Below are 20,763 nucleotides of genomic sequence, written 5' to 3'. Positions count from 1 at the left end.
AATTGGACGGGAATTATAATAGGTTTTTTATCCTTTGTCAAGTGCTTTTCTTTAACATCTGCTTAAATTTTGAATTTCTTTTTTGTTTGTAATTTTTAGTAATAATATATAGAGATTTTAGGTAGAGAATATAGAGTTAATTATTAAAAATAAGAGTCTAAACTCTTATTTTAATAATTCATCAACTATTTTTATTAGATAGTCTGCTGAGTTTTTAGCACTTGATTTCAAAAATTCATCAAAATCAAAGCCTGCATCCATATCTGCAGTATCAGAAATAGCTCTTAAAATAAAGAACGGAACATTTAAAGCATCACATACTACTGCAACACTTGCACCTTCCATTTCTAAGGCATCTGCATTAAAAGTACTTTCAATAAAGTTTTTTCGCTCAACTGAGTGAACAAATTGATCACCTGTTGCAATTGTACCTTCAATAACTTTCAATCCATTATCAGAAGCTACTTTCTTAGCTACTTCATTTAACTCTTTAGATGACTCAACAAATACTGCACCACCAGGAACATATCCATTAGGATGTCCAAAAGCAGTAATATCTAAGTCATGTTGACAAAGTTTATTTGCAATAATTAAATCACCAATATTAAGTTTAGGGTTAATTCCACCTGCAACTCCAGAAAAAAGTAAAGTATCACATCCAAATTTTTCAATCATAGTAGTTGCTGTTAAACTTGCAAATACTTTTCCGATTTTTGAATAGGCAATAACAATATCTAATCCATTGTATGAAACTTCATAATACTTATTATTTGCAAACTCAACTACATTTACACTATCAAAATGAGCTAATAGAGGTTCGATTTCCTCTTCCATAGCTCCCATTATTGCTAATTTATTCATTTATATCTCCAATTACTTTTTCTAAAGAACTCATATCTGATACATTAGATGTAGGTACTTTTACAATTTTTCTATTTAAACCTTTTAAAACAATACCATTTCCAAACTCTATAAATAAATCTATTTTAGAAGCATGTTTTTCAATTGATTGTTTATACTTTACAGGACTAGTAAGTTGAGAAGCTAATAGTTCTATTGCCTCTTCTTTTGTTGTATATATATCAGTAGATACATTTGAAACTACTGGTGAAAACTCATCTTTTATATACTCTTCTAGGTATGGTCTTAAGTTTTCAACTGCACTTGTTAATAGCTCACAGTGACTAGCAACACTCATATCAAGTACAATAGCTCTTTTTGCCCCAGCTTGTGTAAAAGTTTCAACTAGTGACTCTAAATCTGACTTTATACCTGCAAGAACTAGTTGTCCATCCATATTATAATTTGCTGGCCAAACTTGTTTACCATTTTCTCTTTGCTCTTTACAAATAAGTTCAACTTTTGAATCTTCTAATCCAACTAGTGCCATCATTCCTGCATCTCCACCAGAACAAGATTCATTCATAAAAAGTCCTCTTTTATGAACTAATTCAACCGCATCTAAATAATCTATTGCACCAGCTGCAACTAGTGCTGAAAATTCACCAAGAGAGTGTCCTAATAAGAATTCTGGTTTAATATCACATTTATCTTTGAAAAGTTCAAATGCAATTGCAGATACTAAAAGAATAGCGGGTTGTGTATATTCAGTTTTACCTAAGTTCTCATTTTCCTCAAATAAAAGCTCTTCAAAATTTACTCCTAATCTATCACTGGCTTTTTTAATCATATCTTTTGCGATATCACTATTTTCAAAAAAATCTTTTCCCATACCAATTTTTTGACTTCCTTGTCCGGGGAATATAAAAGCAACTTTTTTCATATATCTTTTTCCTTATATCTTTTACTTTGTTTTAAAAATGAGCATTATACTATTTAATATGTGTCATAAAAATAAAATGCCCAAAAGCACTCGTGCTTTTGGGCATTTTAAAGTTTTTACAGTTGTAAGTATTAGTGACTACAACCACATCCACCGTTAGAAGGTTTTTCTTCTTTAGGTTCACTAGAACAACATCCACCTTCAGAATCACCATGGTCATGGCTTCCGCCACCACAACATCCGCCACCCATAGCAGCCATACCACCAACAACACCTGTTTGAATCTCTTCTTCAGTTGCTGCTCTTGAACTTAAAATTGCTACAGAAAACATTAATGTTTTACCAGCCATTGGATGGTTATAATCAATTGTTACTTCAGAATCTGTAAAACCAGTAACTGTAACTTGTACAGTTTCACCTTGTTCACCAGTTCCATAAAGACTCATACCTTCTTTTAATTCAATACCGGCAAATTGCTCTTTTGGTAATACTTGTACCGCTTCTGGGTTTAATTCACCATAAGCATCTTTAGGTTCAACTAATACATCAGCTTCTTCACTTACAGACATATCAACTAATTTTGACTCTAATCCTGGGATTATTTGACCTTTTCCTGAAACGAACTCTAATGGATCTTGACCTACATTTGAATCTAAGTGATCTCCTGTGTTAGCATCTTTTAATGTGTACTCTATTCCTATAACTTTTGACATGTTTTTCCTTTTTTAATTTAATTTTGATAGATTTCTATCTGCACTTTTTGCTTCCTTTGAGTCTGGGTAAACAGTCATCAAAGTTTCATAAAAAGAAGCAGCATTTTTAAAATCGTTTGTTTTTTCAAATGATATTGCACTATGAAGTAGCAACTTAGGCATCCATTCTGCCTTATCATACAACATCGCAGATTTTTTAAAATACGAAATTGCTTTACTATAATCTTTTCTATAGTACCACATCTCACCAAGATAAAAATTTGATTCTGCAGGTTTATAATTTGCAGATATCAGTTCTTCAAACATTGGTATTGCTTTAGTAAAATAATCAATTTTAAAAAGTCTTTTTGCTTCTATTAGCATTTCAGCTTTATCATCTATTGATACTTTATTTTCCGAATTATTACTTTTTACACTTATTTTAGGTTGAGCTATTTCATTAGTTTTGATATTTAAGCTTTTTTTCAAAGCTTCAAACTCTTTTACAGTAACAAATTGATTCATATTTTTTTTAAAATCTTTTTCTGAAATATAATTAGAATCTATAACATTTATTTTTTTTGTTAATTTTTCTACAGCTTGTTTAAGATTTTCTAAATTTTTCTGATTTTCATCTGCAATCTTTTTTTGTAAAGTATTTAATTGATCAATAGATTTTTTTAACTCTTTTACATCTTCACCATTTTTATCAGTTAAATTTTGATTTGATTCAAAATCATTTAAAAGCTTTGTTAATGTTAAAACAACACTATTTAATTTTTGTGAATCACCTTCATAAATTGATTCTAAGCCATCAATACGCTCACTGATTGAATCCATAGTTGATTTTACAGTTTTAACTTTTGTATCAATAGAACCTAGTTCTTTTTTATTTTTTAAAATACGTTGTTCTGATTTAGTAAGACCATAAGGGTTAGAAGAATCTAAATTACCAGCACCGAAAACAGATACCTCTTTGGCATATGTTAAGGTGCTTAATAAAATAACTATTAGAAATTTGTTCATATATTATGGAAGAGGCTTATATTCTGCTCTTCTGTTTTTTGACCAACATTCTTGTGTCTTATCTGAACAAACAGGATTACTCTCTCCAAAACTTACAACAGTAATAGAGTTTGATGAAATACCATCAGAAATTAAAGCATCTTTTACAACTTTTGCTCTTTTTAAACCTAGTGCATAGTTATACTCATCAGTTCCCCACTCATCACAGTTTCCTTCAACTTTAACACTACCTGCTAAACCTTTTAACTTAGAAGCATTTTCAGAAGCAACTTTTCTTTGCTCTTCAGTTAAATTAAATTTATCAAATGCAAAATATATTGATTCAATAAACTCTTTTTTACCATCAACTATAAAATAGTTACCTTTTCCATCAGCTGCCATGTTATCTTGTGCAATGCTGTTGTTTGTTGTTTCTACTGTATTTAATGCAGATTCAGAATCTGCTGGAGTTGAATCCATTTCAACAGTTTTTTGACTACATCCTGTAAATAGTAATGTAGCTGTTATAAAAGCTAGTAAACCGAACTTTTTCATTAATTATCCTTATTGTGATTTGCTAAATTTTACTCAAACAAAACTTAACTCATTATTATAAAATTGTAATTTACCAATCTATTGATTGCAATTTACCACTAACTAAAGGAAATAAGAAAGATTTGTTATAGTTCAACCTTATTACCCCTACACTACTTTTTCCATTGTAGTTTTTTATGAATAGTACTGATTCTCCATCACTTGAAAATTTTGGAAATTGATTTACACCATTCGTTGTTAATCTTCTAATAAAATCACTTTTTGTAGAGATTAAGTATAAATTGAAAGTATTGTATGAAAATTCATTATTACTCTCTCTACTACTATAAACAACATAATTATCATATGTAGTTGCAGATGAGTTATTACTTCCATGATAAACTAATCTCTCAACACCTCTACCGTTAATCTTTTTGGCAAAAATATTTGGGCTTTTTAATCTATCAGATACAAAAACAATTTTACTGTCATTTTCAACAAAATGTGCTCCAACATCAATACCTTTATAACTTGTCAATTTTACTTTTCTTTTATTTTTTGTTTCATATAAATATATATCTGGTTGACCTTCAGGTGAGGCAGTTATAAGAAGTTTAGAACCATCTTTATTTACATCTGAACAAACCACCATCCCCTGAGATTTCATGATTTTTTCTACTTTTCTAGTATATAAATTATATTTAATTAACTCTGGAAGAAAGCCATTATATGTTGTATAATAAAAACTATCTTGCTTACTATTTGCCCATTTAGGAAAAATATTTAATCCACCACTAATTATTGTTTTTTGGAAAGTTAAAGTATAATCAGCAATTACAATATCTGCTTTTTTTGCCTCTTTGTAAACAGAAAAAATTACAAATTTATCCATCCAATCAATTGGGGGAGCATTTAAATATTTGTTAATTGCAATAGATGCTCTATGTGCAACAAATGGGTATCTATCCAATTGAGAAGAACTAATTGTTTTTTCTAAAATTAGTCCCATAATATTATTATCAAAGAGTTTTATATTTAAATTTAATCCACCAAAACTACTCTCTTTTATTGTTAGATTTAAGAATAAATCAACTCCTCTATTTTTTAATCCTAACATATTTGGATTTTTGGAAAAAGCAAAATTCTCTTTGCTATTTGATGATTGAAAATGTCCACTTACAAGCAAATCTTTTACAATCATATTTCTGATTTTATTTGCATATTCAAAATTCTTAGTATCACTTGCAACAGCAATTTCGATTTTTGGTAAATTGTCTGATTTTTTGATAATTTCCATTGTTGCATCAACTGCAAATAAATTTGTACAAATCAATATAAATACTAAAAATATTTTTTTCATAATTATCCTTCTGATTTAAATATTACTTCTATTTTTGTCTGAGAACCCTTATTGTGTTCTGGGTATGTAATATTAACTTGTTCATTTAAAAAAGAGGTTAAAGATTTATCAAAAACCTCATTTCCAGAATATTTTAAAAATTTATAATCAAAACTTCCATTATTTGTAATTATCACTAAAACTTTTGCAAATAATTCATCCCCTACCATCATAGGATTCCATCTTTGTGCTAAAAGTTCATAAATCTTTGAATAATAGGGGTCTATAGAGTTTTTTGACTCTGTACTTGGAAGTACTGATGTTTTTGATTTTACATTATTTAGCAGTGAAGATACAGATAGTTTTTCACTTTTTCTCTCTTTTTCAAACTGTGCCTTAAATCTGCTAGCAACTTCAGATTTAACAACATTATTTACAGTTTTTTCTATAACATTATTACTTGTGTCTTTTACATTTGCGAAAAGTGACTTTACATTGTTTTGTTGTTTTGCACTTCTTGATTTTGACTTATCAACAATATCATCAATTTTTTTATTCTTTATCTTTTGTACTTTTTTATTTACAACTTTACTATTATCATCAACTAATATACTAAGTTCAATAGTAGTTGTTTTATTAAAAGCATCAAACTTTTTGACATCAGAAGTTTTTAAATATAAAAAAAATAAAAAAATTATACATAAGTAGATAGATAAAGCTATAATTAGACTATTTTGCTTTGAAATAGAATTATAAAAAAACATAGTTATCCATCAGTGATTAAAGAAACTTTGAAAAAACCAGCCTCTTTTACAGTCTTTAATACAAAAATAACATCATCATATATCAATCTTTTATCTGCTCTTATATGAACAGGTGTATCTTTGTTTTTATCATTTGAATAAAGTATAAAGCTATCTGCAAAATTTTCTAATTCATAGCTATTTTTGCCTATTGATATTATTTTATCTTTGGAGATTAAAATAGAAATCTTTTTTACGTCTTGAATCTGTTGAGATCTACTTCCATTTGGTAAGTTTACAGGCTCTTCAAACTCTATTACTGGGGCAGTAACCATTAATATTGCAAGTAATACTAACATAATATCTACTAAGGGAGTTATATTTAAATCTGGTTTTTGATTAAAATCATACATATGTATTATGCCTTAGCGATCAAGATTTCGGATTGTGCCTTTAAGTAAGTGTTTAATTCATAAACTTTTCTAGTTAAGATTTGATGAAATGTATAAGCAAATATTGCTACAAAAATCCCAGCTGCTGTTGCCACAAGTGCTTCAGAAATAGCAGGGGCTATAACAGAAAATCCAACTTTTGAATGAGTTGAAAACTTTGCAAATGATTCTAAAATTCCAATAACGGTACCAAACAATCCTATAAAAGGTGATGTTGAAGATACAATCGAAAGCCAAGATAGACCTTCACTGGCATCTTTAATAATTGAAATTTCACAAGCATGTAATAATGGCTTTGATTTAGATGTTTTAGCACATCTACTTAAACCTGACAAAGGACTTAATGATGACTCTCTAGAAGTAAGTGTTTCTAAAGATTTTCTTTCATTAGTTATTAATGCAGTAACTTGACTATTTTTATAAATAAAAAGCCAAAAAATTAAGACAAAATAAACAGATAGCAGGGCTAATACAACAAGTGTAATAGCACTACTATTTGTAAAATAATTTAAAATTAAATCAATCATTTTCTTCTTAACTAAATGAGTTAATTCTTGCTTCTACAGAAGCAATTGATACATTAGCATCAGAAACTGAATTAACAAGTTCTTTAGCCGCATCAATAGCTTTTGCAATATCAGAATCTCCACCCTGAGTTAGAGAAACAGCACCATCAGCCAAAACATCAACTGAAGTTTCGCTAACATTAACGTGACCCCAGTTTATAGCTACTGCTTCAGTAGTATTCTCTTTTTCTATTATAATTACACCAACTGTTAATGAAGATACCAAAGAAGCATGTCCTGGTAGTACTCCAAACTCTCCCTCTTTTCCAGGGAGAGTTACAGTTTTAACATCACCATTAAATATTGATCCATTTGGTGTAACTATTGATAATCTTAATGTATCCATAAATTTACCTTAATGGTTTTATTTCATATTCTCAGCTTTAGCTAGAACTTCATCAATTCCACCAACCATATAGAACGCCATTTCTGGAACGCTATCGTATTTACCTTCTAAGATACCTTGGAAACCTGCAATTGTATCTTTAAGCTCAACATATTTACCAGGAGACCCTGTAAATACTTCAGCAACGAAGAATGGTTGAGATAGGAATCTTTCAATTTTTCTAGCTCTAGCAACTACAAGTTTATCTTCTTCTGATAACTCATCCATACCAAGAATTGCAATGATATCTTGTAAATCTTTGTATTTTTGTAATACAGATTGAACACCTCTTGCAACATCATAATGCTCTTGTCCTAAAACATCAGCACTTAAAATTCTTGAACTTGAATCCAATGGATCAACTGCTGGGTAAATACCTTTTTCAGCAATTTTTCTATTAAGAACTGTAGTTGCATCTAAGTGAGCAAATACAGAAGCTGGAGCTGGATCTGTTAAGTCATCCGCTGGTACATATACCGCTTGAACAGAAGTAATAGAACCTTTAGATGTAGATGTAATTCTCTCTTGTAATTTACCCATTTCTGAAGCAAGTGTAGGTTGATATCCAACAGCTGATGGAATTCTTCCTAGAAGTGCTGACATCTCAGAACCTGATTGTGCAAATCTAAAGATATTATCTACGAACATAAGTACATCAAGACCTTTTTCATCTCTGAAGTACTCAGCCATTGTAAGACCTGTTAATGCAATTCTATTTCTTGCACCTGGAGGCTCACTCATTTGACCATAACACAATGCAACTTTATCAAGTACATTAGAGTCTTTCATTTCATAATAAAGGTCATTACCTTCTCTTGTTCTTTCACCAACACCTGCGAATACTGAGTATCCTGAATGTTTGAAAGCAACATTATGGATTAATTCCATGATAATAACTGTTTTACCAACACCAGCACCACCGAATAGTCCAACTTTACCACCTTTTGAATATGGTGCTAAAAGGTCAACTACTTTGATACCTGTTTCAAACATTTCTGTTTTTGTTGATTGCTCTTCAAAAGAAGGTGCAGCTCTGTGAATTGACCATCTTGGAGTTTCTTCAGGAATTGCTTCACCTTCATCAACAGGGTCACCAATTACATTGAAAATTCTTCCTAATACTGCTTCACCAACTGGAACTTGAATAGGTCCACCTTGTGCAACACACTCTTGTCCTCTTGTTAATCCTTCTGTCATATCCATAGCAATAGTTCTAACTCTACTATCACCAATATGTGCAGCAACTTCAAGTATTAATCTGTCAGATTTAGCATCTGCTAATGTAACTTGAATTGCTTCATTAATTTCTGGTAAGTATCCGTCGAACTCTACGTCAACTACTGGACCCATTACCTGAACAATTTTACCTTTCATACGGGCAGCTCCTTTAAATTATTTTAATGATTCAACACCACTGATAATCTCTATCAGCTCTGTTGTAATTGCAGCTTGTCTAGCTTTATTGTACTCTACTGTTAAACTATCAACTTTTTCTTTTGCATTCTTTGTTGCGGCTTCCATAGCTTGCATTCTTGCACTATGTTCAGCTGCTAAAGAATCAAGTAAAGAGTAATACATATTAAATTGAATATATTTCTCTGTTAATTCATTTAACACTTCTTCATCATCATCTGGCTCAATATCAAGCATAGATGATTCTTCTTTTATTTCAACACTTTCTAAACTAATAGGTAAGATTTCTCTAACTCTTAACTCTTGAGTTAACATGTTAAGAAATCCGTTGTAAATTAAAACTACTTTATCAGTAACTCCATTTTGGAAATCATTTACAACTTCTTGAATAAAGTCAGAAGCTCTATTATAATCAGGTGCAGAAGATAAGTCGCTAACTTTTTGTGTTAATGGTTCACCTTGGAAAGTGAAATAATCAACACCTTTTCTACCAGCAACTCTTAATCTTACAGTCACACCTTTTGCTTTGTACTCATTCATCATATTCGTTACAGCTTTTATAGTAGCCATATTGAATCCACCACAAAGACCTTTGTCAGCAGTAACAAAAACAATATCTACTGTTTTTGGATTTTCATTTTGAGAAAATGCTCTATTGTGCATTCCATCATCTTGAACTCTGCTAACTCTGTGTGCAATCTCAGAAAGTACATCATTAATCTTTTCTGCATAACTTTTAGCTTGATCAGACAATTGTCTAGTACGCGTAAGTTTTGCAGAAGATACAAGCTTCATAGCTTTTGTAGTCTTCTGAGTATTTTTAACACTACCAATTTTTAATTTAATCTCTTTTAAGTTAGCCATTGACTAATCCTTATTTTGCACTAAAAACAGTTTTAAACTCTTCTAACGCAGATTTTAAATTATCTTCAGTATCTTCGTCTAATTTTTTCTTAGATTTAATATCATCTAAGATATTTGAGTATTTTTGCTCAATAAAAGCATGTAATTCACTCTCAAATCTAACAACATCAGAAACTGCAATATCATTTAAATATCCCTTAGTTCCAGCATAAATAATTACAACTTGTTTTTCAATAACTAAAGGCTTATTAACACCTTGTTTTAATACTTCTACCATTCTTTGACCAAGTTCAAGTTCTCTTCTTGTACTCTCATCAAGATCAGATGCGAACTGAGCAAATGCTTCAAGCTCTCTATATTGTGCAAGTGATAATTTTAAAGTACCAGCAACTTGCTTAGTAGCTTTAATTTGTGCAGCTCCACCAACTCTTGATACTGATAAACCAACATTAATAGCTGGTCTAATACCTGAGTTGAAAAGGTTAGTTTCTAGGAAGATTTGACCATCTGTAATAGAAATAACGTTTGTAGGAATATATGCAGCAACATCCCCTGCTTGTGTTTCAATGATAGGTAATGCAGTCATAGACCCAGCACCTTTTTCATCTGACATTTTTGCAGCTCTCTCAAGTAGTCTTGAGTGTAGGTAGAATACATCCCCTGGATATGCTTCTCGACCTGGAGGTCTTCTTAAAATTAATGACATTTCTCTATATGCAACTGCATGTTTAGATAAATCATCATAAATAATTAAAGCATGTTTACCATTGTCTCTAAAATACTCACCAATTGTAACACCTGTATATGGTGCTAAAAATTGTAATGCAGCAGAATCAGCAGCTGCAGCGTTAACTACAATTGTATAATCCATTGCACCAGATTCTTCTAATGTTCTAACAACAGAAGCAACTGAAGATGATTTTTGACCAATTGCAACGTAAATACAAATTACATCTTCACCTTTTTGGTTAAGAATCGTATCAATAGCAACAGTTGTTTTACCAGTTTGTCTATCTCCAATAATAAGCTCTCTTTGCCCTCTTCCAATTGGAACAAGAGCATCAATTGCTTTAATACCTGTTTGTAATGGTTCATGAACTGATTTTCTAGCCATGATTCCAGGAGCTTTTTCTTCAACAAGCTTATGCTCTGCTGCTTCAATAGTCCCTTTTCCATCAACTGGCTCACCTAATGCATTAACAACTCTTCCAACCATAGCATCACCAACTGGTGTTTCTAATAGTTTTCCAACTCTCTTACAAGAAGAACCTTCTCTTAATCCATTACCAGAACCAAGAACAACAACACCAACTGAAGCCTCTTCAAGGTTAGCAGCTAATCCTCTTTCACCATTCTCAAATTCTACAATTTCACCAGCCATAATATTTTTAAGACCGTAAACTTGAGCAATACCATCTGCATATGAGATTATTTTACCAGTCTCATTTACATCAACATTTAATTCAAAGTTATCAATTCTTTCTTTGATGATCGAACTGATTTCATCAGCTTGAATTTTTGCACCCATTCAATTTCTCCTTTATAAGTTCTAAACTGCTTTTAAAATATGATTTATCATTTGTGACTTAAGTCTATCTTTTGAGAAAGAAATCTCAACCCCAAGTCCATCAATATCAACTTTAATACCATCATAATCACATACATCTTGAGTTAAAGATAATTTAACATCAAATTTCTTACTAAATTGCTCTGCAATAGAGTTTATATACTGCTCAGATAAAGCATTGTTTGTATAAACAACACCTTCATAACTATTTCCCATTGCTCCAATTTTAGCTTTTAATTCAGCAACAATAAATGGAATTAATTCTAATCTTTTTTTACTACCTAACAATTTTATTAAATTTTTTGTAGTATCAGAAGTATTATCAATCAACGAAATAATTAAATCCGCTTTTTGACTCTCTTTAACTTCAATAGAAGATATTATTGAGATAAACTTATCATCAGCAAATGCTTTTGAAATTTCACTTAATTCATTATAAATTGAAGTTGCAGCAGCTACATCTTTACCATCTAATAATGCTTTAACGTATCTTTTTGCAATTAAATCATTCATTACGCCACCTTCTTAAGTACAATATTTGCTAATTCATCTTGCGATAAAGAAATATTGTCAGATTTTAGTAGCTCTTCTAGAATCTCTTCTACAATTTGTCTTTGTAGTTTTCTAGTTTCAACTTCGATTTTTTCATCAAAGTTTCTGTTTAATTGAGCAATCTCATTGTCAACTGCATCTGCAACTTTTTGTTTCAATGCACCCACTTCAGATTTTGCAAGTTCAACAGTCTCTGCTGCTAGTTTTTTTGCATTTTCAAGTTTTGCAGCCGCTTCATCGACTTTTGCTTGAGATGCTTTTAAAGTATCTTGTACTTTATCTAATTCAGATTGAATTTCTAAAGTTCTATTTGCAAAAAAAGCTTTAATTTTATCGGCTAATAAATACCATAAAATTCCAGCAAAAATTACAAAGTTAACGGTTCTTTGAATAATATCAGTTTCCGCACCTTCACTATTAGCAAATAATGCTACAGGAGCTAAAGCTAATAAAGTTAATAATAGTAATTTTTTCACTTTCTCTCCCTTATATCGAGCTTAATTTAGCTTTTAAGCTCTCATTAAATTGAGGCATTGAAGCAATTAATGAATCTTTTAAAGCTTTTGAATCATTTTCTAATGAAACTTTGAAATCAGCATATTTAGCTTCTATATCTGATTTTGCAGTTTCTAATTTTGAATCAGCAACTTTTTTAGCTTCGTTTAAAGCTTCCTCTCTAATTGCAGCAGCTTCTTTTTTAGCCTTTGCAATAACATCATTTGCTTCAGCCAGCATTCCATCTACATCAGCTGTGTTTGACTTTGCATTCTCTAAATCACTTTTTATAGATATTGCTCTTTCATCCATATGCTTTAGTAGAGGTGTAAATAGACAACTGTTTAGTCTGGCAAGTACTAACAAGAAAATAATACCAGAGCTAAGCAACAATACAGGACTTATGTCTAACATTCATTCCTCCATATTTTTTACAGTTTAGTTTGACTAAAACTGATAAATTCTAGCGAATAATTCTATAAAAATATATTAAATGGGTTAATTTGTTAAATAAAATTTATAAAGTGTTACGAAAGTAATTAGATATCTTTTCAATATCCTCTTGAGATTTAATTTCTATCTTAAAACAGTTCTTTTCTAATTTTACTTTTAGATTGTTTTTAGATAATTCATCAACAACACTATTAAGTGGATTTAAATCATAATTTTTAGGTGTTGATTTGCTTTTTATTTTAGTTTTTGTATCTGGGGCTTTAATATCTTTTATTAATTGCTCAGTTTCACGTACAGAAAGTTTTTGACCAATGACACTATCAGTAATTTTTCTTTGAGTATCATCATCAAGTCCAATCATAACTTTTGCATGACCAGCAGTTATTTTTTCATTTGCTAACATTTGCTGTACATATGAAGAGAGTTGTAATAATCTTAATGTATTTGTAATAGAAGTTCTACTTTTAAAAACTTTTAAAGATAACTCATCATGTGTTAATGAGTGTTCATTAATAAGTTGAGCATAAGAGTAAGCTAATTCAATAATGTTTAAATCATCTCTTTGAATATTTTCAATAAGAGCAACTTCTCTTAATTTCTCATCATCAAGATCCATTATAGTAGCTTTTATTTTATCAATATTTGCTAATTTATGAGCTCTTAATCTTCTCTCACCAGCAATTAAAATATACTCTCCATAAACATTTGATTCAACAACTGTAATTGCTTGAATTAAGCCATGCTCTTTTATAGATTCACTTAACTCTTTTAATTTATCTTCATCAAATATTTTTCTAGGTTGTGCTGGATTTGGTTTTATACAATTTACATCTAAATAGATGTCCATACCACCAGTTTTTGAAGAGTTATTATTACTTTCATAAGCTGATTCAACTTCACCTAATAACTCACCTAAACCTCTACCTAATGCTGCCTTTGCCATTTTTTATCCTGCTATTGCTTTTGCTAAATTTGTATAAGCTTTTGTACCAGTTGCTGTTGCATCATAAAGCATAATTGGCTTTCCAAAACTAGGAGATTCTGCTAGTTTTATGTTTCTTGGTATTACAACATATGAACTACCATCTATTTTAAATAATTTACTCTCAAAGTGTTGTGCCAAGTCTGCAAATACTTGTTTTGCTAAATTGTTTTGTGCACTGTACATTGTAGGAAGAAATCCTCTAATTTGTAGCTGTCTATTTATAGTTTGTTTTACTAATTTAATAGTATTTAGTAATTGTGCTAAACCTTCTAATGCAAAGAATTCACACTGTATTGGTATTAATACTGAGTTTGAAGCACTTAATGTATTTATCGTAATTGGTCCTAAAGCAGGAGGTGAATCAATTATAATATAATCAAAATCTTTTTTAATAGGGTCAATTTTTCTTTTTAATATTAATTCTCTATCTTTTGTATTTTTATAAAACTCTTTTTCAATACCAACTAATCCGATATTTGATGGTGCTACCTTTAAGTTGTCTATTTCTGAGTCTAAAATGATTTCGTTAAGTTCTTTTGTTCCAAGCATTACATGATAAATATTATATTCATAAGTATCCCTATGAAATCCTAAACTTGTAGTTGCATTTGATTGTGGGTCTGCATCTATGAGTAATACTTTCTTCCCTTGTAAGGCTAATGCTGCACTTAAATTAACAGCTGTTGTTGTTTTACCAACTCCACCTTTTTGATTTGCTATTGTTATTACTTCTGCCATCATCTTAGACTAAAAACCTTTTTATTATTTATATTTATTGAACCATCACTATTTAACTGTGCATTGATTAAGGGTATTTTTTCATTGTTAATTGTTGCGTATAAATTTTTACTTCTGCTGAATTCTACCACATATTCTTTTAAAATATCCTCCCAAAGGATTTTTTTTTCAATATTTTTGAAATATAATTTAAATAATTCTTTTACATCAATTTTTATATCTAGTTTTAAAAACTCATTATTAACATTATTTAAATTTAATCCTATTCCACAATAGACTAAACCATTTGATACAGACGTAATAGTCCCACCTATCTTATTATTATCTATATAAAAATCATTGGGCCATTTAAGCCATAATTTTGAACCAAAACTTTTTAAAATCTTTTTTAAAATATAAGAAAAATAAATAGATGCACTCTGAATTTGTAGGTCAGGTGGTAAATCTTCTTGTTTTATTACAAAGGAAAAGAACAAGTTTCCTTTAACTCCTACCCAAGAATTGCCACGACTACCAATACCAGAAGTCTGCTCTTGTGTTGCGATACACAAATTGTTTGTATAACCATTTTGTTTAATATAATTTTTTAAGTAAGTGTGTGTTGAATCAACACTTTGTAGATATCTTATTTCCATAAAAAGATTATACTAAATATAATTTCAAGTTCATATTAATAAAGTTATATATATAATAATTACTTTTAAATTTGGAGAGATAATGTTAGATCCCGTTTTACCAATTGCTTTATATTTAATAATTGGATACTTTTTTAAAGTTTTTATAAAAGACCATTCTCAAGCCTTAGTTGATTTTGTAATATACTTTTCATTACCAGCAATGGTTTTTATAAAAATTTACCCACTTGTTTTAGACTTAAAAATTTTAAATTTGATAATTATGTTCAATGGAATAATTTTGATAAATCTTATTTTGACATATTATCTAGGGAAGTTCTTTAAATTTGACAAAAAAACTTTGGCAACTTTTATAGTAGTTGGAACTTTTGGTAATACCTCATTTATAGGATTTTCATATATTGATGCTTTTTATGGTCAAGATTATGTGGTATATGCACTTATTTATGATCTGTTTGGTTCTTTTTTATTAGTAGTATCACTTGGAACTATAATTATAAATTGGGGTAGTGGTCAAGTTGTGAAATTTAAAGCAATGACTAGAAAAGTAATTTTTTTTCCACCTATTATAATGTTTTTTGTAACTATATTTTTAAAACTCTTTACAGTTCCTGTTTTTGTGATAAATACAGCAGAAGCAGTTGGTGCTACCTTAGTTCCACTTGCAATGATTGCAATAGGGATGAAGTTAGAACTTAAAAATATTTTTTATAAATTTAAAACTACTACTTTACTTTTAACAGTAAAAATGTTTGTAATGCCAATACTTGTAATGATAGGATTCTCAATATTTTATAATCTTGATGAAACTTGGAGTAAAGTTACAATCTTAGAAGTTGCAATGCCTCCTATGACTACAGCTGTGATTTTGGCTATTCAGGGTGGTTTAGATGAAAGATTAGCAATTAATTCTTTAGTTTTAGGTGTTTTGATTTCACTATTGAGTGTAACAGGTTTTTATTTCTATTTAGCCTGAAATTCTATAGTGAATAAGGCCCCTTTGCATTGTTTATTTTCATATTCAAATTGACAATTTTCAGCCTTAATATTACCACTAAAACTTTTTTCAACAATTACTTTTGTCATATATAGACCTATTCCGGTCCCTTTGTGTTCATCTTTAGTTGTGAAGTTTTTTCTAAATATTTTTTTTAAATATTTTTCTTCTATTCCACCTGCATTATCTTTTATTTTTATATAAATAGTATTATTTATCTTTTCTAAGTAGATAAAAATAATTTTCTTGATATCTTCATTATTTATATAAAATGCATCTTTTGAATTTTGTAAAATATTTAATAAAGCTTGCTTTAATTCATTTTCAAAACCATAATAAGTTAAACTTTTATCCAAATAATATTTTACTTCAATTTTATTTTCATATAAAGAGGCATTTGTTATTGATACACTTTGATGTATATTACTAGCGATATTAAACTCTTTTGCTGACTTGTCAATTCTATAAAAATCCCTAAAATCATCAATTGTTTCTGAAAGATATTTTGTAGTATCAACTATTTTATTTAAGCCATCAATAGTCTCATTTTTATTATAATTATCAAGCTCTATATTGTAACTAAGACCACTTGCAAGTGTAGATATAGCACTTAAAGGCTGTCTCCATTGATGGGCAATATTGCCTATCATTTCCCCCATAGATGCAAGTTTTGATTGATGATAAATTATTGCTGATTTTTTTTCATTTTCACCTATTTCGTGTTCTACTTTTTTAGTTAATTTTTCATTTGCAACTTTTAGTTCATCATTTAACTCTTTTAACTTTAAAGAATCATTCTCTGCTTGTGAAATAGTTAAAGCAATAAGAGAACTAACGATTGATAGGGTATCTTTATCTTTTTCTTTAAAATCGACTTTTTTCCCACTTCTCAATTTATTTATCAATTGAATAACACCTAGTTTACTATTATCTATAGGATGTATAATTGGGGCAGTAATTAAGGAGTATGTTTCATAATTATTATTCTTATCATACTCTTTAACTCCCAAAAATTCATATTTGTTGGTATTATAAATATCATTTACAACAATAATTTTTTCTTTTAAGAGTGAATCTACTGCAATGTATTTATTATTTTTATCAAGTGGAAGTTTTAGACCTTTTAAATCTAAGTATTGAAGATAAATTTGTTCGTAATTCATAAAATCATTTTGAAATACTTTAAAATCTAAAGAGTCTCCATTTATTGTGTATATAGACCCTGCTTCAGCATTAAGTACTTCTCTTGTTTGTTTCAATATTTTATGTAATAAAACATCAAATCCATTTATTTTAAAAAGTTTTAAATCATATATATTACAATTTTTACCATTTTTTTTCATTTTATTACTTTAAGATTGTAGTTTTATAAATAATATAATAAATTAAATTAAAATATCCCCTATAGAAACTCTTTGACCTTTAATATAATCAATTGAATTTATAGCTTTTTTAGAAGGTGCTTGTAGTGTTTTGATTTTTATACTACCCTTTTTACAAGCAATAGATATGCCCATATCATCAATAGCTAATATCTCACCTGCATTATTAATAGACTCATCTTCAAGTAGTGAGATATCTTTTAATTTTAGTCCTGATTTCAAATAAATTCCAGGCCAATAAGAGTATGCTTTATATTTTTGATAAACTTTTTTTGCATCACTAAAACTTACTTCCCCATACTCTTTTTTTATCTTTTTACAAAAACTCACTTCTGATTCATTTTGTCTTTTAGGATTTATATTTTCAAAGTTTTCTAAGGTTTCAATTGTTAGTTTTGCTGCTAATGTTGAGAGCTGTGAAAATAGTTCTGCCACTTCCATATTAAAAGGTATTTTAAAATATTTCAAAGCTAAAACATCTCCACTGTCAAGTCCCTCTTCCATAAGCATAGAAGTAACTCCCGTATAAGTATCTGCATTAAGAAGTGCTTCTTGAATAGGACTTGCACCTCTATATTTAGGTAATAAAGAGGCATGTAAATTAATACAAGGTGCAATATCTAAAATCTCTTTAGGAAGTATTTGTCCATAAGCAGCTACGATTATGAAATCAGGATTTAAAGATGCTAACTGTTCTTCAACTTCCTTATTTCCTCTTAATTTTTCTGGCTGAAAAATAGGAGTTGAGATATTATTATCTAAGCAATACTGTTTTATATGTGGAGGAGTCATTATTTGCTTTCTTCCAACAGGCTTATCAGGCTGAGTGAAAAGAGCAAGAACTTCATAACCTTCTTTTATTATTGCATCAAAAATTATTGTTGCATAATCAGGCGTTCCCATAAAAACAATTTTTTTAGACATTATTTTTTAGCCTTAAAAATTGTTCCGCTTTTGTAACTGTCATTTAATAAATACGCATATGCATTTTCCAAGTCAAAACCACTTGTTAAAAACATAGGTATATCATTTTTTAAAAGAAAGTCAGCAGCTTTTAGTTTTGTAGCAATTCCACCTGTTGCAAACTCTGTATTTGGAGTATGCTTCATATCAAGCATATCTGGCAATATTTCATTTACCTCTTTTTGAATAACAGCATCATCAAATTGATGTGGATTTTTATTATAATAACCATCTATATCTGTCAAAATTGCTAACATATCTGCTTTAAAATGATATGTTACATGAGCAGCTAGTTGGTCATTGTCTCCAAATAACAATTCATCCGTTGCAGTTACATCATTTTCATTTATAATTGGTAAAATATTATTTGCTAATAAAATCTCAATTGCACCTTTTGCATAGGCTGTTCTTTTTCTTGAATCAAAATCATCAGCAATAAGTAACATTTGTGCACAAATAATGTCATACTCTTTAAATCTTGTTTTATAATGCTTCATTAAAAGTGGTTGTCCAATTGAAGCTAAAGCTTGTCTATTTGCAATATGCTTTTTATCTAACTGTAATGATGTAAATCCAGCAGCAACAGCTCCTGAACTTACAAGTATTACTTCATATTTTTTTTCATTTTTTAATTTTGCAATTAAATCAACAAGATTACTTAATCTTTCAAATGCAAGTTTCCCGTTTTCTGTTAAAACAGCACTTCCTACTTTTAAAACTAATCTTTTCATTTTTTTATTTACCTTGAGCAATTAAATTATATAAAGCAAACTTTAATGAACCCACATTATTGTGTGTTACTGATGATATTGGTAATATAAAATATGGTTTAGAACTATCATATTTTTCATATACTGTATCTTGAATATAATATGGTAACTCTTTATCAAAACCAAACTCATTAGAACTTGTAACTTCTAAACCTAGCTCTTTTATAAAGTTTTCAATATCACCACTTAAATCTTCACCATAATATGCATCTGTTTTAGTTAAAGCAATAGCATAATCTCTCTGGCTTAATTCTGATGAGAAGTTTTTCAACTCTTCTCTTAAAACATTAAATTGATCAATAGTTTTTCTATAATTTGTAATATCAATAGTAAAAAGTAGAGTTTTAGTTCTCTCAATATGTCTTAAGAACTCTAAACCTAAACCTTTACCTTCACTAGCTCCATCAATAATTCCTGGAATATCTGCCATTACAAAAGAGTTGAAATCACCAACTTCTACAACACCTAATTTTGGAGTTAAAGTAGTAAATTCATAATTTGCAACCTCTGGTGTTGCATTTGAAGTTGTAGATATTAAAGTTGATTTACCAACATTTGGATATCCAACTAATCCTACATCAGCAATAAGTTTTAACTCTAATCTTAAATTCATAGTTTCACCAGGAAGTCCAGGTTGGAAATAAGTAGGTCTTTGATTTCTTGAGTTTTTAAAGTGAGTATTACCTAATCCACCTTTTCCACCTTCAAGTAAAAGTTTTTTATCACCCTCTTCAAGTAAATCCATAATAACTTCATTGGTATCATCATTGATTACTTGTGTTCCTGGAGGTACAACTAGGATTAAAGCTTCTCCACTTTTACCAGTACATCTACTTCCTAGTCCTTGCTTTCCATTGTCAGCTTTTAACTTGTGCTTTCCTTTATACCAAGACAAAGTATCAGTGTTATTATCTACTAAAAAGTAAACATTTCCACCTTTTCCTCCATCTCCACCATCAGGACCACCTTTTACAACAAACTTTTCTCTTCTAAATGAGGCACAACCTTGTCCACCTTTTCCTGAAGAGATACTAAATTTTACGCTATCTATAAACATTACAAACCTTTTAAATAATCCATGTAACTATAATTATTACTAAAAACAAGCCCTTGTATTTAGTAATAATTATAAACTAAAAAAGGGGTGTAGGCAAAAGCACTACACCCCTTTAAATAAAGAAAAGTAAAATTTACGAAGCGTAAACTGAAACTTTTTTTCTATCTTTATCTTTAACTTCGAATTTTACAACTCCGTCAATTAAAGCATAAATTGTGTGGTCTTTTCCAATACCTACATTGTTACCAACATGTACTTTCGTACCTCTTTGTCTGATGATGATATTTCCAGCTTTTACAGCTTCCCCACCATATTTTTTAACTCCAAGTCTTCTACCAGCTGAGTCTCTATTATTCTGTGTACTACCTTGTCCCTTTTTGTGAGCCATAGTCT

General features: G+C 29.5%; 25 protein-coding genes. 1 reads left to right on the top strand and 24 read right to left on the bottom strand.

Annotated elements, in window-relative coordinates; all coding sequences use genetic code 11:
* Nucleotides 1-165 precede the first annotated feature (165 nt).
* The 19 genes from Q0617_RS11990 to Q0617_RS11900 form a co-directional block, all read right to left on the bottom strand.
* Nucleotides 166-861: a 5'-methylthioadenosine/adenosylhomocysteine nucleosidase gene (locus Q0617_RS11990; RefSeq protein ID WP_298753547.1), complete on the bottom strand. Its 696-nt coding sequence runs from the start codon at nt 859-861 to the stop codon at nt 166-168.
* The gene (gene fabD / locus Q0617_RS11985; RefSeq protein WP_298753546.1) at nt 854-1,783 is read right to left on the bottom strand and encodes an ACP S-malonyltransferase; all 930 of its coding nucleotides are present in this window, start codon (nt 1,781-1,783) and stop codon (nt 854-856) included. The genes Q0617_RS11990 and fabD overlap by 8 nt, the downstream gene beginning before the upstream one ends.
* 131 nt (nt 1,784-1,914) lie before the next feature.
* On the bottom strand, nt 1,915-2,496 hold the full coding sequence (locus Q0617_RS11980; RefSeq protein ID WP_298753544.1) for a peptidylprolyl isomerase: 582 nt from the start codon (nt 2,494-2,496) through the stop codon (nt 1,915-1,917).
* Between the two features lie 12 nt (nt 2,497-2,508).
* The gene (locus Q0617_RS11975) at nt 2,509-3,501 is read right to left on the bottom strand and encodes a tetratricopeptide repeat protein (RefSeq protein ID WP_298753543.1); all 993 of its coding nucleotides are present in this window, start codon (nt 3,499-3,501) and stop codon (nt 2,509-2,511) included.
* Nucleotides 3,502-3,504: 3 nt separating this feature from the next.
* Nucleotides 3,505-4,035: an OmpA family protein gene (locus Q0617_RS11970; RefSeq protein WP_298753542.1), complete on the bottom strand. Its 531-nt coding sequence runs from the start codon at nt 4,033-4,035 to the stop codon at nt 3,505-3,507.
* Between the two features lie 70 nt (nt 4,036-4,105).
* Nucleotides 4,106-5,374 (bottom strand): Tol-Pal system protein TolB, encoded by a 1,269-nt coding sequence (gene tolB / locus Q0617_RS11965; RefSeq protein WP_298753541.1) that lies wholly within the window; start codon nt 5,372-5,374, stop codon nt 4,106-4,108.
* A gap of 2 nt (nt 5,375-5,376) precedes the next feature.
* Nucleotides 5,377-6,117, bottom strand: coding sequence for an energy transducer TonB (locus tag Q0617_RS11960; protein WP_298753540.1), 741 nt, complete (start codon nt 6,115-6,117; stop codon nt 5,377-5,379).
* Nucleotides 6,118-6,119: 2 nt separating this feature from the next.
* Complete coding sequence (locus tag Q0617_RS11955) at nt 6,120-6,509, bottom strand: biopolymer transporter ExbD (protein WP_298753539.1); 390 nt, start codon at nt 6,507-6,509, stop codon at nt 6,120-6,122.
* A gap of 5 nt (nt 6,510-6,514) precedes the next feature.
* Entirely contained in the window at nt 6,515-7,075 is a 561-nt protein-coding gene (locus Q0617_RS11950) for a MotA/TolQ/ExbB proton channel family protein (protein ID WP_298753538.1), read from the bottom strand.
* Between the two features lie 7 nt (nt 7,076-7,082).
* Nucleotides 7,083-7,460, bottom strand: a complete 378-nt coding sequence (atpC, locus tag Q0617_RS11945; RefSeq protein ID WP_298753537.1) for an ATP synthase F1 subunit epsilon — start codon at nt 7,458-7,460, stop codon at nt 7,083-7,085.
* An 18-nt stretch (nt 7,461-7,478) separates the two neighbouring features.
* On the bottom strand, nt 7,479-8,873 hold the full coding sequence (gene atpD, locus Q0617_RS11940; RefSeq protein WP_298753536.1) for a F0F1 ATP synthase subunit beta: 1,395 nt from the start codon (nt 8,871-8,873) through the stop codon (nt 7,479-7,481).
* Nucleotides 8,874-8,891: 18 nt separating this feature from the next.
* A complete protein-coding gene (gene atpG / locus Q0617_RS11935) occupies nt 8,892-9,776 on the bottom strand; it encodes an ATP synthase F1 subunit gamma (RefSeq protein ID WP_298753534.1) in 885 nt (294 codons plus the stop codon).
* Between the two features lie 10 nt (nt 9,777-9,786).
* Nucleotides 9,787-11,304 (bottom strand): F0F1 ATP synthase subunit alpha, encoded by a 1,518-nt coding sequence (gene atpA / locus Q0617_RS11930; protein ID WP_298753533.1) that lies wholly within the window; start codon nt 11,302-11,304, stop codon nt 9,787-9,789.
* Between the two features lie 21 nt (nt 11,305-11,325).
* The gene (locus tag Q0617_RS11925; protein ID WP_298753532.1) at nt 11,326-11,856 is read right to left on the bottom strand and encodes a F0F1 ATP synthase subunit delta; all 531 of its coding nucleotides are present in this window, start codon (nt 11,854-11,856) and stop codon (nt 11,326-11,328) included.
* Entirely contained in the window at nt 11,856-12,371 is a 516-nt protein-coding gene (locus tag Q0617_RS11920; RefSeq protein ID WP_298753531.1) for a F0F1 ATP synthase subunit B, read from the bottom strand. The genes Q0617_RS11925 and Q0617_RS11920 overlap by 1 nt, the downstream gene beginning before the upstream one ends.
* A 10-nt stretch (nt 12,372-12,381) precedes the next feature.
* Entirely contained in the window at nt 12,382-12,804 is a 423-nt protein-coding gene (locus Q0617_RS11915; RefSeq protein ID WP_298753530.1) for a F0F1 ATP synthase subunit B', read from the bottom strand.
* A 103-nt stretch (nt 12,805-12,907) separates the two neighbouring features.
* Nucleotides 12,908-13,786, bottom strand: a complete 879-nt coding sequence (locus tag Q0617_RS11910) for a ParB/RepB/Spo0J family partition protein (protein WP_298753529.1) — start codon at nt 13,784-13,786, stop codon at nt 12,908-12,910.
* Between the two features lie 3 nt (nt 13,787-13,789).
* Nucleotides 13,790-14,566 carry an AAA family ATPase gene (locus Q0617_RS11905; protein WP_298753552.1) on the bottom strand — a complete coding sequence of 259 codons (777 nt, stop codon included), beginning with the start codon at nt 14,564-14,566 and terminating at the stop codon, nt 13,790-13,792.
* Nucleotides 14,566-15,201: a biotin--[acetyl-CoA-carboxylase] ligase gene (locus Q0617_RS11900; RefSeq protein WP_298753528.1), complete on the bottom strand. Its 636-nt coding sequence runs from the start codon at nt 15,199-15,201 to the stop codon at nt 14,566-14,568. The genes Q0617_RS11905 and Q0617_RS11900 overlap by 1 nt, the downstream gene beginning before the upstream one ends.
* 82 nt (nt 15,202-15,283) lie before the next feature.
* Between Q0617_RS11900 and Q0617_RS11895 the strand changes: the two genes are divergently transcribed.
* Nucleotides 15,284-16,177 carry an AEC family transporter gene (locus tag Q0617_RS11895; RefSeq protein WP_298753526.1) on the top strand — a complete coding sequence of 298 codons (894 nt, stop codon included), beginning with the start codon at nt 15,284-15,286 and terminating at the stop codon, nt 16,175-16,177.
* Here the strand turns inward: Q0617_RS11895 and Q0617_RS11890 are convergent.
* The 5 genes from Q0617_RS11890 to rpmA form a co-directional block, all read right to left on the bottom strand.
* Nucleotides 16,165-17,541, bottom strand: a complete 1,377-nt coding sequence (locus Q0617_RS11890; protein ID WP_298753525.1) for a HAMP domain-containing sensor histidine kinase — start codon at nt 17,539-17,541, stop codon at nt 16,165-16,167. The two genes, Q0617_RS11895 and Q0617_RS11890, sit on opposite strands and share 13 nt — an antisense overlap.
* 42 nt (nt 17,542-17,583) lie before the next feature.
* A complete protein-coding gene (gene fmt / locus Q0617_RS11885; protein ID WP_298753524.1) occupies nt 17,584-18,504 on the bottom strand; it encodes a methionyl-tRNA formyltransferase in 921 nt (306 codons plus the stop codon).
* Nucleotides 18,504-19,274, bottom strand: coding sequence for a glutamate 5-kinase (proB, locus tag Q0617_RS11880; protein WP_298753523.1), 771 nt, complete (start codon nt 19,272-19,274; stop codon nt 18,504-18,506). Before proB ends, fmt begins: the two co-directional genes overlap by 1 nt.
* 4 nt (nt 19,275-19,278) lie before the next feature.
* Nucleotides 19,279-20,370 carry a GTPase ObgE gene (obgE, locus tag Q0617_RS11875; RefSeq protein WP_298753522.1) on the bottom strand — a complete coding sequence of 364 codons (1,092 nt, stop codon included), beginning with the start codon at nt 20,368-20,370 and terminating at the stop codon, nt 19,279-19,281.
* A gap of 133 nt (nt 20,371-20,503) precedes the next feature.
* Nucleotides 20,504-20,758, bottom strand: coding sequence for a 50S ribosomal protein L27 (gene rpmA, locus Q0617_RS11870; protein ID WP_298753521.1), 255 nt, complete (start codon nt 20,756-20,758; stop codon nt 20,504-20,506).
* Between the last annotated feature and the right edge of the window lie 5 nt (nt 20,759-20,763).

Source organism: uncultured Arcobacter sp., from assembly GCF_937982575.1.
Taxonomy (GTDB): domain Bacteria; phylum Campylobacterota; class Campylobacteria; order Campylobacterales; family Arcobacteraceae; genus Arcobacter.
The sequence above is the reverse complement of the archived record's forward strand: the minus strand, read 5'-3'. Positions and strand labels throughout refer to the sequence as shown.